This is a genomic window from Bradyrhizobium sp. LVM 105 (genome assembly GCF_003957705.1).
GTDB classification, from domain to species: domain Bacteria; phylum Pseudomonadota; class Alphaproteobacteria; order Rhizobiales; family Xanthobacteraceae; genus Bradyrhizobium; species Bradyrhizobium frederickii.
In genome coordinates this window covers 19,022-31,922 of sequence record NZ_QZMV01000010.1, presented here as the reverse complement: position 1 = coordinate 31,922, position 12,901 = coordinate 19,022, and the positions used below count along the sequence as shown (strand labels likewise).

12 protein-coding genes and 1 pseudogene are annotated in these 12,901 nt (G+C 64.5%); 5 read left to right on the top strand and 8 right to left on the bottom strand.

Features of this window, described 5'->3' with window-relative positions; genetic code table 11:
* Positions 1-79: 79 nt before the first annotated feature.
* From D6B98_RS25200 to D6B98_RS25185, 4 genes are read right to left on the bottom strand one after another with little or no spacing between them, the layout of a single operon-like run.
* The gene (locus D6B98_RS25200; protein ID WP_126259596.1) at positions 80-868 is read right to left on the bottom strand and encodes an ABC transporter ATP-binding protein; all 789 of its coding nucleotides are present in this window, start codon (positions 866-868) and stop codon (positions 80-82) included.
* A 3-nt stretch (positions 869-871) separates the two neighbouring features.
* Positions 872-1,630, bottom strand: coding sequence for an ABC transporter ATP-binding protein (locus D6B98_RS25195; RefSeq protein WP_126259595.1), 759 nt, complete (start codon positions 1,628-1,630; stop codon positions 872-874).
* Positions 1,627-2,778: a branched-chain amino acid ABC transporter permease gene (locus tag D6B98_RS25190; RefSeq protein ID WP_126259594.1), complete on the bottom strand. Its 1,152-nt coding sequence runs from the start codon at positions 2,776-2,778 to the stop codon at positions 1,627-1,629. The genes D6B98_RS25195 and D6B98_RS25190 overlap by 4 nt, the downstream gene beginning before the upstream one ends.
* Positions 2,779-2,783: 5 nt before the next feature.
* On the bottom strand, positions 2,784-3,659 hold the full coding sequence (locus D6B98_RS25185) for a branched-chain amino acid ABC transporter permease (RefSeq protein WP_126259593.1): 876 nt from the start codon (positions 3,657-3,659) through the stop codon (positions 2,784-2,786).
* Positions 3,660-3,934: 275 nt separating this feature from the next.
* Between D6B98_RS25185 and D6B98_RS25180 the strand changes: the two genes are divergently transcribed.
* Together D6B98_RS25180 and D6B98_RS25175 are read left to right on the top strand one after the other, a co-directional pair.
* Positions 3,935-4,684 (top strand): ABC transporter ATP-binding protein, encoded by a 750-nt coding sequence (locus D6B98_RS25180; RefSeq protein WP_164718852.1) that lies wholly within the window; start codon positions 3,935-3,937, stop codon positions 4,682-4,684.
* On the top strand, positions 4,681-6,207 hold the full coding sequence (locus D6B98_RS25175; protein WP_126259591.1) for a permease: 1,527 nt from the start codon (positions 4,681-4,683) through the stop codon (positions 6,205-6,207). Before D6B98_RS25180 ends, D6B98_RS25175 begins: the two co-directional genes overlap by 4 nt.
* 20 nt (positions 6,208-6,227) lie before the next feature.
* On the opposite strand, the gene D6B98_RS25170 is transcribed toward D6B98_RS25175, so the two are convergent.
* Positions 6,228-7,412 carry an acyltransferase family protein gene (locus tag D6B98_RS25170; RefSeq protein WP_126259590.1) on the bottom strand — a complete coding sequence of 395 codons (1,185 nt, stop codon included), beginning with the start codon at positions 7,410-7,412 and terminating at the stop codon, positions 6,228-6,230.
* Between the two features lie 122 nt (positions 7,413-7,534).
* On the opposite strand from D6B98_RS25170, the gene D6B98_RS25165 reads away from it, so the two are divergent.
* Both D6B98_RS25165 and D6B98_RS25160 read left to right on the top strand, forming a co-directional pair.
* Complete coding sequence (locus tag D6B98_RS25165; protein WP_126259589.1) at positions 7,535-8,347, top strand: MBL fold metallo-hydrolase; 813 nt, start codon at positions 7,535-7,537, stop codon at positions 8,345-8,347.
* A gap of 65 nt (positions 8,348-8,412) precedes the next feature.
* Positions 8,413-8,934, top strand: coding sequence for a hypothetical protein (locus tag D6B98_RS25160; protein WP_164718851.1), 522 nt, complete (start codon positions 8,413-8,415; stop codon positions 8,932-8,934).
* 160 nt (positions 8,935-9,094) lie between these two features.
* Here the strand turns inward: D6B98_RS25160 and D6B98_RS25155 are convergent, their stop codons facing one another.
* The 3 genes from D6B98_RS25155 to pcaB form a co-directional block, all read right to left on the bottom strand.
* On the bottom strand, positions 9,095-9,544 hold the full coding sequence (locus tag D6B98_RS25155; protein ID WP_126259587.1) for a cupin domain-containing protein: 450 nt from the start codon (positions 9,542-9,544) through the stop codon (positions 9,095-9,097).
* 303 nt (positions 9,545-9,847) lie between these two features.
* On the bottom strand, positions 9,848-11,095 hold the full coding sequence (locus tag D6B98_RS25150) for an aminopeptidase (protein WP_126259586.1): 1,248 nt from the start codon (positions 11,093-11,095) through the stop codon (positions 9,848-9,850).
* 113 nt (positions 11,096-11,208) lie between these two features.
* Positions 11,209-12,570 (bottom strand): 3-carboxy-cis,cis-muconate cycloisomerase, encoded by a 1,362-nt coding sequence (gene pcaB, locus D6B98_RS25145; protein WP_126259585.1) that lies wholly within the window; start codon positions 12,568-12,570, stop codon positions 11,209-11,211.
* An 86-nt stretch (positions 12,571-12,656) separates the two neighbouring features.
* Between pcaB and D6B98_RS40960 the strand changes: the two are divergent.
* Positions 12,657-12,880, top strand: a pseudogene (locus D6B98_RS40960) (hypothetical protein); the annotation flags it as partial.
* Positions 12,881-12,901 lie beyond the last annotated feature (21 nt).

The window sequence follows — 12,901 nt, the reverse complement described above, 5'->3', positions numbered from 1 at the left end:
TCGCTCTCCCCTCCGCGGCCTGCCTTGCCGGCGGTCTTTGCATGCGGATGGGCAATTCCATCTTACTGCCAGCTCTTCCTCACCGCCACGTCTTCTTCTTCTTCCAGCGCCGCTCGCCGCGGGCGCCGGCTTCCTTGGCGCCAAGGTAGAACTCCTGGATGTCCTGGGAATGCATCAAGCGGTCGCAGCTGTCGTTCATCACGATGCGGCCGATCTCCAGCACGTAGCCGTAATGCGCCGTCTCCAGCGCCACCTTGGCGTTCTGCTCGACCAGCAGGATCGACATGCCCTGCTCCTCGTTGACGCGCCGGATGATGGTGAAGATCTCCTTCACCAGCAGCGGCGACAGGCCGAGCGAGGGCTCGTCGAGCAAGAGCAGCGTCGGCCGGTTCATCAGGGCGCGTCCGATCGCGAGCATCTGCTGCTCGCCGCCGGAGAGCTGGCCGGCCGGCTGGTTGATGCGCTCCTTCAGGCGCGGGAAATAGCCGTAGACGCGCTCCAGGTCCTCCGCCACGCCGTCACGGTCCTTGCGCGGATAGGCGCCCATCATCAGGTTCTCGCGCACCGACAGGAACGGGAACACCTCCCTCCCCTCCGGCACATGGCTGAGGCCGAGCCGCACGATCCGGTCGGCCTCCATGCGCTGGATCGGCTTGCCCAGGAATTCGATCGAGCCCTTCTGCGGATCGAGAATGCCCGAGATCGTCTTCAGCACGGTGGTCTTGCCGGCGCCGTTCGCCCCCAATAGCGTGACGATGCGGCCGCGCGGAACCTCCAGCGAGATGCCGCGGATCGCCATGATCGGCCCGTAATAGCTCTCGATGTTGGAGAGCTTCAGGATGATATCGGGTGTCACCGCAGCATCCATGCGTCAGGCTCCCAGATACGCGGCGACGACGTCGGGGTGCTGCTGCACTTCGGCGGGCGAGCCCATCGCCAGCACCCTGCCGTAGTTCAGCGCGATGACCCGGTCGGAGACGCGATTGACCAGCGACATGTCGTGCTCGACCATCAGCACGGTGATGCCGAGCTCGCTCTTCATGTCGCGGATCCAGAATGACATGTCGTCGGTCTCCTCGACGTTGAGACCGGAGGACGGCTCGTCGAGCAGGATCAGCTTCGGCTCCGAGCACAGGGCGCGCGCCAGCTCGATCACCTTGCGCACGCCGTAAGGCAGGCCGGAGATCAGCTTGTCGCGATAGGGTTCGAGATCGAGGAATTCGATGACCTGCTCGACCCTGCGGCGGTGCACCTTCTCGTTGGCCCGCACGCTCGGCAGGAACAGCAGCTCCTGCCAGAGCTGCGTGGTCGAGTGCCGATGGCGGCCGACCAGAAGGTTGGAGAGCACGGTCGCATTCTCGAACAGCTCGATGTTCTGGAAGGTGCGCGCGATGCCGAGCTTGGCGATGTCGTAGGGCGCCTCTTCCGTGATGTCCTGGTCCTCGAAGAAGATCCGGCCCGAGGTCGGCCGGTAGATCCGCGAGATCAGGTTGAAGATCGAGCTCTTGCCGGCGCCGTTCGGCCCGATGATCGACAGGATCTCGCCCTTCTCGAGCGCGAAGGATACCGCATCGACGGCCTTGAGGCCCCCGAAATGCAGCGACAGGTTCTCGGCGCGGAAATAGCTCATCGATTCCGCTCCGACTTCACGTAGATCTTCTGCCGCTTGAAGGTGGCGCGCTTGTAGAGCGGGAACAGCTGGAAGAAGAGCTTGATCTTCAGCCAGCGGCCGTAGAGGCCGAGCGGCTCGAACAACACGAACAGCACGATGATGATGCCGTAGATCGCGCCTTTCAGGCCGTTGAGCGAGGCGAAGGCCGCGACCTTCGCCTGGATATCTCCCGCGGTGGCCGGGCCGGCGCCGAATGCCGCCGCGATCCCGGCGATCATGCCGGGCATGTCGTCCTTGAGGTAAGTCAGGAACGGATCGATCATCACGATGAAGATCGCGCCCAGCACCGCGCCGTGCAGGCTGAAGGTGCCGCCGATCAGGATCACGATGATGAACTCGATCGAGAGCTGCAGCGTGAACATTTCCGGCGAGATGAAGGAGAGCTTGTGCGCGAACAGCACGCCGGCAAAGCCGGTGATCGCCGCCGAGATCGCAAAGGACTTCACCTTGTAGAGCGCGACATTGACGCCCATGCTGCGCGCCGCGGTCTCGCTGTCGCGGATCGCGACGAAGGCGCGTCCGGTCGGCGAGCGCAGCAGGTTGAGCGTGCCGACGATGGTCAGCACCAGCACGGCAAGGCAGAGATAATAGAAGGTCGGGCTGTCGCGCGGCACCGCGACGCCGAGCAGCGACAGCGTCTTGACCCGCATGCCCTCATTGCCGTGGGTGACGCTTTCCCAGCGCGCCAGGATCTCCTCGACGATCAGGGCAAAGGAGATGGTGGCGATGACGAGGTAGATGCCGGTCAGGCGCAGGGCGGGAAACCCGACCATCGCGCCGATGATGCCGGTCAGGAGCCCGGCGGCGAGGAAGTAGACCGGGAACGGTACGTTGTATGTCTGCAAATAAGCGGCCGTGTAGGCCCCGATGGCGAGGAACGCGGCGTGGCCGAGCGAGGCCTGGCCGGTGAAGCCAGTCAGGATCAGAAGCGCGACGCCGACGATCGCGTAGATGCAGACGAAAACCAGCTGGCTCATCAGATAGCTGGAGAGCACATGGGGCGCGATCAGCAGCAGCGCGAGCAGGACGCCGTACGAGACCCAATAGCCCGAATGCGGGAACAGCTTGATGTCGTCCTCGTAGTCGGTCTTGAACAGGAAGCGCATGGCGTTCAGACCTTCTTGCGGACGTGGTGGCCGAACAGGCCTTCGGGCTTCAGGAGCAGCACCGCGAGCAGCACGACATAGGGCGCGACGTCCTTCCAGCCTTCGGGCAGGTAGAAGCCGGCCATGCTCTCGATCACGCCGATCAGCACGCCGCCGACCACGGCGCCCGGGATCGAGCCGAAGCCGCCGAGCACCGCGGCCGGAAACGCCTTGAGGCCGAGCACGAGGCCGACATTGGAATGGATGAAGGTGATCGGCGCCAGCAGCACTCCGGCGCAGGTCGCGACCGCCGCGCTGATCGCCCAGACGATCGACACCACGCGCTTGACCGGAATGCCCATGTAGTAGGCCGCGAGCATGTTCTCGGAGCTGGCACGCATCGCGGTGCCGAGCGTGGTCTTGTTGAAGAACAGCCACAGCAGCGTGCACAGGATCATCGTCGCCGCGATCACCGACAGCTTGTCGTAGGCGAGCACCAGCGAGCCGATCCGCAGCACGCCCTGGCTGAACGGGGTCTCGATCTTCAGATCATCGGTGCCCCAGATCATGCCGGCGATCGAGCGCAGGAAATAGCCGAGGCCGATGGTCACCATGATGATGGAGAATTGCGGATAGCCGAGGATCGGCCGCACCACCACGCGCTCCGTCAGCATGCCGAACAGCGCCATCGCGGCCACCGCACCGGCAAAGCCGATCCAGTAGTTCAGGCCCATCATACCGATGAAGGTGAAGGCGAAGAAACCGCCGATCATCATCAGATCGCCCTGGGCGAAATTGACGACCTCGGTGGCCTTGTAGACGAGCACGAAGCCGAGCGCGATCAGGCCGTAGACGCAGCCGAGCGCAACACCGCTGACCAGCTGCTGAACGAAATCCAGCATTGACGCGCGTCCTCCCGATGCAACCGGCGGCTCTTCCCGGCCGCCGTGCCGCATCTTGTGTCCAGTCGCTAGGCAGTCGTTTCGCTGCGCTAGCGCCATTTGTCCGGAACCAATTCAGCCTGAACCGCCAAGCGCTGTCAACAAACGGTGACTTGTACGGGTGACTTGCCTTTAGTCCAATCCGGATGACGGAATTTGCTGCGGCGCGATTCACCGCGCCGAAACATCTTCGGATCATGGTCGGAAGCGATGCAAAACCGGATGGTATGGCCGTCATGAAGCCGGACAGCTCGGCGCTCGAAGTCCTGGGGTTAACGAAGCGTTTTGACCGTCTGGCGGTCGACAGCCTCGATCTCACCGTCCACGCCGGCGAATTCTATGCGCTGGTCGGCCCCAACGGCGCCGGCAAAACCACGACTTTGCGCATGGTGGCGGGCCTGCTGCGCCCCGATGCCGGCCGCGTCTCGATCTTCGGCATCGATGCGCTCCAAGACCCTGTGGTCGCCAAGCAGGTGATGGCGTGGGTCTCCGACGAGCCGATGATCTACGACAAGCTGACCCCGCTCGAATATCTCGAATTCGTCGCCGGCCTCTGGGGCATCGCGCCGTCGGTGTCCGAGCCGGTCGCCCAGGACCTGCTCTCCTCGCTCGGCCTCGCGCCGCACCGGCACGAGCGCTGCGAGGGGTTCTCCAAGGGCATGCGTCAGAAGGTGGCGCTGGCTGGTGCGCTGGTGCACGATCCCCGCCTCATCATCCTCGACGAGCCGCTGACAGGGCTCGATGCGGTCTCGGCCCGCCATGTGAAAGGCCTGCTCGGCGAGCGTGTCCGCGCCGGCTGCACCGTCATCATGACCACGCATATTCTCGAGGTGGCCGAGCGCATGGCCGATCGCATCGGCGTGATCGCCTCGGGACGCCTCGTCGCCGAAGGCACGCTGACCGAATTGCGCCAGCAGAACGGCGATGCCGATACCAGCCTGGAGGATCTCTTCATCGCGCTGGTGACGCTGCCGGAAGCCGCATGAGCTCGGCGACCGCGCTCTCCTGGTTTGCCCGTCACGAGCTCCGGCTCGCCTGGCGCGAATGGTTCGCCATGATGACCGGCGGACGCCGCAAGCGGACGCGCGCCGCAATCATCGGCCTCGTCTGCTTCGCCGCGCTGCTGCACCTGCCGGCCTGGGCGGTGATCGGCCGTTTCGCCGAGCTGCAACTGCCGCTCGACAAGTCCTCGCTGATCGTGATCTCGGCGACGATCTTTCTCGCCTGGACCTTGATGCTGTCGCAGGCGATCGAATCGGTGACGCGGGTGTTCTACGCCCGCGCCGATCTCGATCTGATCATGTCCTCGCCGGCGCGGCTAGCCAATCTGTTCTCGGTCCGCATCGCCGCGATCGCGCTGACCGTCACGATGATGGCGCTGCTGTTCTCGACGCCCTTCATCGACGTGCTCGTGATCGGCGGGGGTGCGCGCTGGCTCACTGCGTTCGGGGTCGTCGTCGCCCTGGGCCTGTCGGGCGCGGCGATCGCGATCGCCGTCACCATCCTGTTGTTTCGCCTGATCGGCCCGGCGCGGACGCGCCTGATTGCCCAGATCCTCGCCGCGATCATCGGCGCCGGCTTCGTGATCGCGCTCCAGGTCGCCGCGATCATGTCCTACGGCACGCTGTCGCGCTTCACCCTTTTGACCTCCGGCACATTGGCCGCCTACGCCCCCGACGTCGACAGCATCTGGTGGTGGCCGGCGCGGGCGGTGATGGGCGACAACGAGGCCCTGCTGCTGCTCCTGGGGCTCGCTTTGGTGCTGCTCGGAAGCGTCATGGCGGTCTTCTCGCACCGCTTTGCCGACACGGCGATCGATGCCGCGGCCTACGGCACCTCTGGCATGAGGCGCGCGAAGGAGCGGCCGTTCCGCATCGGCTCGCGGCAACAGGCGCTGCGGCGCAAGGAATTCTCGCTGCTCTGGCGCGATCCCTGGCTGATCTCGCAGACGCTGATGCAGCTGCTCTATCTGGTGCCGCCGGCGCTGCTGCTCTGGCGCAATTTTGCCGACAGCTCGGCGGCGCTGACGCTGATCACGCCTGTCATCGTGATGGCGGCCGGACAGCTCGCCGGCGGACTTGCCTGGCTGACTATCTCGGGCGAGGACGCTCCCGACCTGGTCGCGACTGCGCCATTGACGCCAGCCAGCCTCATCCGCGCCAAGATCGAGGTGGTGCTGATCGCGGTCGCCGTCATCTTCTGCCCGTTGGTCGCGGCACTCGCTTTCGCTTCGCCGTATCAGGCCGCGATCAGTGCCGGCGCGGTCATCGTCAGTGCGGCCTCCGCGACGGCGATCCAGCTCTGGTTCCGGGTGCAGGCCCGGCGCAGCCAATTCCGGCGCCGCCAGACCTCGTCGCGGCTGGCGACCATTGCCGAAGCCTTCTCCTCGATCGGCTGGGCCGCGACCGCAGCGCTGCTGCTCGCGCTCCCCGTTGCGGGCCTCATCAGCGGCCTGATCACCGCGAGCCTCGTTGCGGTCACCTGGAAGTTCAGCCCAAGGCGGGAGTGAGGCTGATCGAGCCGCAAACGTCAGGTGTCGAAAGCCGGCTGTGCGCGGCGTACCGTGGCGACCTTCCGCCGATCAACCAGGCGCCTGACCCAGTTGCGCCCGGGCTCCTCGACAAGACGATACGTTGCAACCGACAGCAGGACGGTCAGCAGCAGCATCGCTATTTGCAGCAGATCGCCAAGCCACAGCGATCCATCGATGGAGACCACCTTCGTCGGCTCATGGCCCGAGCTCAACGCGGAGGAGACGAACAGGTTGGTATGCCCCAGCCGCTCGACGACCATGAGGATCGCCCGCACCACGGCCCTGACGAGCGGATGCAGCATGTAGATCGAATAGGTCAGCGTCCCGACCACGAGCATGAACGGCATCGTCAGCCGGCGACTGACCGCCCCAGCTTCGCGGGCGAACACCAGAACGACCAGCGTGAACACCACCGGCGAGCCCACCTGCAAAGCGGCGCTGCGCCCGGCCGCCGAAACATAGCCGATGACGAGCAGAAGGCTCGCCGTCTCCAGCAACGTCTCGCCGAACGGCGTCAGGCCTGCGCGCAACACCGTGAATCGCTCTCGTAGATCGAAGGAGAGAACGCCAAGCGCGAAGCCATACAGACAGCGCACCAGACCGTAATCGTAAGTCGCGTTCATGCCGTCCGGGCTTATCGTGGCGAGGACGATCGGCCCGGCGATGATCGGGAGCAGCCAGGGCCAGATCGTCGGCCCGATCCTGCTGACGACCGCGGCGAAGATCACATAGGCGGCGAACTCGGCGCTGATGCTCCAGCTCGCGAAATTCAGCCAGTTCTGCGGATTGACGCCGAGTCCCTGCAAGAGGAGCAGGTTGGTGACGATGGCCTGCAGCAGGTTCGGGCCGATGCCGTCCTTCGCAGCGTCGACGGGAATGAACAGCAGCAACGTCACAAGATGCAGCGGATAGATCCGCCCAAGCCTCAGGAGGAGAAAGCGGCCGATGCCGAAGCCCTCGGCAAGGCGTGAACGGTAATTCGACGCGATGACGAAGCCGCTCAATACGAAGAAGAAATCGACGAACAGATAGGCATGTCTGGTGAGCGGCAGGAAGGACAGATGGCTGATCACGTCGAAGTGGAACAGCGCAACCATGCAAGCGCAAATGCCGCGCCAACTGTCGAGCGCGCGATATCGCTCGATATTTGCGGCCGCGTCCATCGGGTAATGGGTAGGCAAGACCCGACACCGGAACAAGCGGAGGATGACTCTATGCTTAATGTGGCACGCGACGGCATGACGCCGCAACAATTCGAAGATACACTGACCGGATCGTCGACTGAATGGCGGATGGACCAGTGATGTCTCGACTATTGCTGACGGCCTTCGGTTTCCTCGGCTGGCTGCTGGCCCCAGCCCTTGCCCAGCAGCCGCAGCGCAGCGAGTGCCTGGCGATGGCGAACGCGGCGCCCCGTGCGATGCCGGTCGCATTCCGGCAGGTGGCGGCCGCGGCCGAGGTCGAGATCACCTATGCCGGCCATTCCACCTATTACGTCGACACGCCCGGCGGCTTGCGCATCGCGACCGATTACAGCGGCGCCTATCAGGTGGGACGGCTGCCCGACGTCGCCACCATGAACCGCGCCCATAGCACCCACTACACTCTTTTTCCCGACAGGCGAATTCCCCACGTGCTGCATGGCTGGAGCGAGGACGGCAAGCCGGCAATCGTGTCGCAACGCATCGGCGATGCCTTCATCCGAAATGTCACGACCGACATCCGCCGTTATTTCGGCGACGATGCCGGCACCGACATGATCCGCGACGGCAATTCGATCTTCATCTTCGAGGCCGCGGGCCTCTGCATCGGCCATCTCGGCCACCTCCATCACAAGCTCGACGACAGCCATTTCGCCCAGATCGGGCGGCTCGATATCGTGATGGTGCCGATCGACGGCACCTACACCATGTCGCTGGAGGGCATCTCCGAAATCACCAAGCGGTTGCGCGCCTCGGTGGTGCTGCCGATGCACCGCTTCGCCACCCCGCTCGACGACTTCATGCGCCGGATCGGCCAGCAGTTCGAGATCGACCGGCGCTCCGAGCGGACCTTCCGGATGTCGCGCGATGCGCTGCCGTCGAAGCCGACGGTGATCATCCTCGACGGGGTCTGAGCCGCAATTTTCTCCAAGCCGGCCGCCGGCCGGTCGTGTTGATCTGCCGGCAACAGGAGAGCAACATGACCGACTTTGCCAGACTTTTGCACGCGGACGGACCGAACCCCGAGCATGCGGCGGCGCTTCAACTCTATGGCCGCTTCGTCGGCGACTGGGATGCCGAGATCACCGCCCATGGATCCGATGGCACGAAGCACGTAGCGCCCGGCGAGATTCATTTCGGCTGGGTGCTGGAAGGCCGAGCCGTCCAGGACGTCTGGATGATACCCCGGCCCGCGGGCGCGCCGGCCTTTCCAATCGCCGGCAATTGGTACGGCACGACGCTTCGCGTTTACGATCCGACCATCGATGCATGGCGGATCTCCTGGTTCGATCCGGGTCGCAGCGTCTTCCGCCAGCAGATCGGCCGTCCCCGCGGCGAGGACATCGTGCAGGAAGGCACGACCGAAGCCGGCGAGCTGACGCGGTGGAGCTTCACGGAGATCACCGGGGACTCCTTCCATTGGCTCGGCGAGGCGAGGCCGGCCGCCGCGGCCGATTGGCGGCTGATCGTCGACGTCAGGGCCAGGCGACACAAGGGCTGACAAAGGCGCCGCTGTGCCGGCGGTGAAGGTTCTCGCAAACCGCAACAGATATCTACTAGCTCGAGCTGCCGTCATAACGAGAAGACGGGCCGGGATGTTGATTCCCGAACCCGTCTTCGTCGTAGCCGCTGGGAAGCGTCCTTGAAAGTTGTTGTGAGCTCTAGCCTGCGCCCATCAGCGAGGCGGGGCGGCGCTCGCCGGTCGAGGTGAAGATCTTCTTGAGCTTGTTCACGACCCGGATCAGGAAGCCGATCATCACGGGATTGGTCTTGCGGCAGAAGGCGATCTTCTTGACGTGGCCTTCGACGTGCCATTTGGCATGCGCGCCATCGCGGAAGAAAATGACGTCACCGGGGCCGTAACGCTTCGGCGGCATGCCCTCGCTTTCGAGCACGATCGATCCTTCCATGATCATGATCGTCTCGTCGATGTCGTAGTACCAGTTGAAGCGCCCTTCGGTGCAGTACCAGATGATGGTCTGGGCGGTGCCGTCGGCACTGGTCGACAGGACGCGCGAGCGCGACACCGGGTTGCCTTCGATGATCCAGGACGGCTCGATCGGCCGCAGCTCGAGGTCCACGTTGCAACTACCGACTTCAATCAATGCCATTTGCTTCCTCGGGAAATGATATTTGCGGCCGATCCGGCCGGGAGTGTTTCGAAAGATGTTCGGACGCTAGTAGCCCGTTTTTAATTCTTTCTTACATCCATTTCGAGAATCATCCGGAAGCGACAAGTGCAAACGGTTAACGTCGCAATTCCCTTGCAAATCCGCGCACATGACCCGGTCCATTCCCGGGGTGCGACAAAATGCGCGAAGGCACCAGAACCCACATACCTTTCCGCACGCAAGGAACGAGCGCACGGAAAATCTGTCGCCGCACCAATCCCTCCCGGAAGAGAGGTAGGCAGACTACTTCGCCCACTCGCCCTTGCGGAACACCGGCACTTTGCTGCCATCGGGCAAGATGCCGTCGATATCGGTCTCGGCGGAGCCGATCATCCAGTCGATATGGATCAGGCTCTGGTTGCCGCCTTGCGCCGCGATCTGCTGCGGGGTGAGCTGCGCACCGTTGACGAAGCATTTCGAATAGCACTGGCCGAGCGCGATGTGAGACGCCGCGTTCTCGTCGAACAGCGTGTTGTAGAACAGCAGCCCGCTCTGTGAGATCGGCGAGGAATGCGGCACCAGCGCCACTTCGCCGAGGCGGCGGGCGCCCTCGTCGGTGTCGAGCACCTTGTTCAGCACCTCCGCGCCGCGCGAGGCCTTTGCGTCCACGATCTTGCCGTCCTCGAAGCGCACCGCGATGTTGTCGATCAGCGTGCCCTGATAGGACAGCGGTTTCGAGCTCACGACATGGCCGTAGACGCGGCGGCAATGCGGCGTGGTGAACACCTCTTCGGTCGGGATATTGGCGTTGCAGCTGATGCCGTTCTTGGAGAGCGAGGCACCGCCCTCCCATTCGTGGCCGTCGGCCAGGCCGATGGTGAGGTCGGTGCCCGGTCCCGAATATTGCAGGGCGCGAAAGCGCTGGCCGTTGAGCCAGTTGGTCCGCTCGCGCAGCACCGCATTGTGGCTGGCCCAATTGCCCATCGCATCCTCGCGATCGACGCGGGACGCGGCGAAAATCGCATCCGCGAGCTTGCCGACCGCGACGTCCTCGGGATCGTTGGGGAAGACCTGCTTGGCCCAGGACGGGCTTGGATAGGCGATGATATTCCAGTTGGTGTCGAAATTGACGATCTTCTCCAGCGCGGGCTGATAGGCCATCGAATTCGCCTTGCTCGCGCGTGCCACCTTGGACGGATCCTCGCCCGACAGCAGCATCGGGTTGTCGCCGACGATGGCGAGCCGCGCGGTGTTCTCCGAGAACGCCTTGGCCATGCCCTCATAGAGCCAGCCAGCGGCGCGATCGAAACTGCTGTCATGGCCATGGCGGTAGCGCGCCAGCGTCATCTCCTCGTCCGACAGGATCGGCGTCACAAGGCCAGCGCCGGCCTTGTAGGCATGCACGGCGATCCGCCTGACCAGCGGTAGCGCGATCGCGGGCGCCGTCAGAAGCAGATCCTGTCCTGGCCGCAAGCCCAGGCCCACCTTCACCGCCACCTCGGCCAGCCGGTCGAGCTTCGCGGGATCAATGGAATTGCGGTGATCAGTCATGCCGGGCCCTCTGCCGAAAGTCTCTGGTTCAATCTAAGCCTAGCACCGCAAGGCGCAAGTGCGCGAGCACCTTGCGACACGGAGAAGATACGCAGTTTCACGCATATTGGTTTTCAACGCGTTGCCGATTTCAGCACCCGGTCAACCATGGCGGGCGCGAGTCCGAGGTAATTTTTCGGTGAGGTGAGCGCCTCGATTGTGACACGGTCGATGCGGCTCGAGACGCGGGAGTCGGAGGACAGCGCATCCGCCAGGCTCAAGCCTTTGTCGTTGGCGAGCCGGCAAGCGTCATAAACCACGTCATGGGCCTCTTGCCGGCCGAGCTGCGGCGCGAGCCCCATCATGACCGCTTCGGCCACGATCAGGCCGCGGCTGATCGCGAGATTGTCGTTCATCTTCGCCTCGTCCACGATGAGGCCCGCAAGTGCAAACTTCGCCTGATGCAGCGCGCCGGCGGTCAGCACGAAGCTTTCGGGGATGGCCATCCATTCGGCGTGCCAGGGACCCGTGGCGCGCTCGAAATCCTGCACCATGGCGTCAAGCATCAGGCCGGCGTGCTGGCGCACCGCCTTGGACGCCGCCAGCATCAGTTCCGACGAGATCGGATTGCGCTTCTGCGGCATGGTCGAGGAGGCGCCGCGCCCCTTGACGAACGGCTCGTAGACTTCGCCAAACTCGGTCGAGGCCATGATCATGATGTCGAGCGCGATCTTGCCGAGCGAGCCGGTGACGAGCGCAAGGAAGTTCACCGCCTCGGCAAATCCATCGCGCGCGACGTGCCAGGTCGAGACGGGAACGCCGAGCTTCAGCTCGGCGCAGAGTGCCTCCTGCACTTCGAATCCCTTGTCGCCGAGCGAGGCCAGCGTGCCGGCGGCGCCGGCGAACTGACCGACCAGCACGCGCGGCTTCAGCTGCGCCAGCCGCTCGGCGTGGCGATCGAACATGGCGAGCCAGATCGCGGTCTTGTAGCCGAAGGTCACCGGAAGTGCCTGCTGGAGGTGGGTACGGCCGGCCATCGGCGTGTCGCGATGGCGTCTCGAGAGGTTCGCCAGGATGCCGCGGAGCTCGTCGATGTCGCGCGCCACGATCTCGAGCGCAGCGCGGAGCTGCAGCACCACGGCGGTGTCCATGATGTCCTGGGTGGTCGCGCCCCAATGCACGTAGCGGCCGGCCTCGCCGCACTGCTTCACCATCTGGTGCACCAAGGGGAGGATCGGATAGCCGACGATGTCGGTCTCCTGCCTGAGCAGATCGAAATCGAGCGCGGCGACGTCGGTCCGCGTCGCGATCGCCTCGGCCGCCTGCTGCGGGATCACGCCACAGCTGGCTTCCGCCTTCGCCAGCGCCACCTCGACCTCGGCATAGCGCGCCACCAGCGCGACGTCGGAGAACACCTCGCGCATCTCAGGCGTGCCGAAGGCGTCGCGGAACAGCATCGAATCGAGCACGGTGGTGGAAGCGCGGAAGGCGGGCATGGGCGTTTCTTCGTGGTTGGCGTTTGTGTGGGAGGTAGCTTACGGAGGCGGCGCAGCTTGCGCAAAGCACATTCGCAGTTTCGCCGGAATCGCTGCGGCAACGCGGCGATTTCGTCGGCGCGCACCGCGTGCTGACGGCTGCCGCCGGGATGTCAGGAGACACGGCGCCCGCGGCGTCCGCCCTGGACGGTCTACGCCGCGCTCAGCCCCGGGGGTCTCACTCGCCTGGATCATTCACGAGCTGCCGATGCTGCGGGACGAGGATCGGGCGCATTACCTGGAAGGATTGCGGCGCGCGGGAATGAGGTGACAGCGGCTCGACAATGACGCC

Coding starts and splice junctions, on each gene's coding strand:
- D6B98_RS25155 (WP_126259587.1), bottom strand. CDS start 9,544: ATGGCATTGATTGAAGTCGGTAGTTGCAACGTGGACCTCGAGCTGCGG.
- D6B98_RS25150 (WP_126259586.1), bottom strand. CDS start 11,095: ATGACTGATCACCGCAATTCCATTGATCCCGCGAAGCTCGACCGGCTG.
- D6B98_RS25160 (WP_164718851.1), top strand. CDS start 8,413: ATGACCGACTTTGCCAGACTTTTGCACGCGGACGGACCGAACCCCGAG.
- D6B98_RS25175 (WP_126259591.1), top strand. CDS start 4,681: ATGAGCTCGGCGACCGCGCTCTCCTGGTTTGCCCGTCACGAGCTCCGG.
- D6B98_RS25180 (WP_164718852.1), top strand. CDS start 3,935: ATGAAGCCGGACAGCTCGGCGCTCGAAGTCCTGGGGTTAACGAAGCGT.
- D6B98_RS25190 (WP_126259594.1), bottom strand. CDS start 2,778: ATGCGCTTCCTGTTCAAGACCGACTACGAGGACGACATCAAGCTGTTC.
- D6B98_RS25200 (WP_126259596.1), bottom strand. CDS start 868: ATGGATGCTGCGGTGACACCCGATATCATCCTGAAGCTCTCCAACATC.
- D6B98_RS25165 (WP_126259589.1), top strand. CDS start 7,535: ATGTCTCGACTATTGCTGACGGCCTTCGGTTTCCTCGGCTGGCTGCTG.
- D6B98_RS25185 (WP_126259593.1), bottom strand. CDS start 3,659: ATGCTGGATTTCGTTCAGCAGCTGGTCAGCGGTGTTGCGCTCGGCTGC.
- pcaB (WP_126259585.1), bottom strand. CDS start 12,570: ATGCCCGCCTTCCGCGCTTCCACCACCGTGCTCGATTCGATGCTGTTC.
- D6B98_RS25195 (WP_126259595.1), bottom strand. CDS start 1,630: ATGAGCTATTTCCGCGCCGAGAACCTGTCGCTGCATTTCGGGGGCCTC.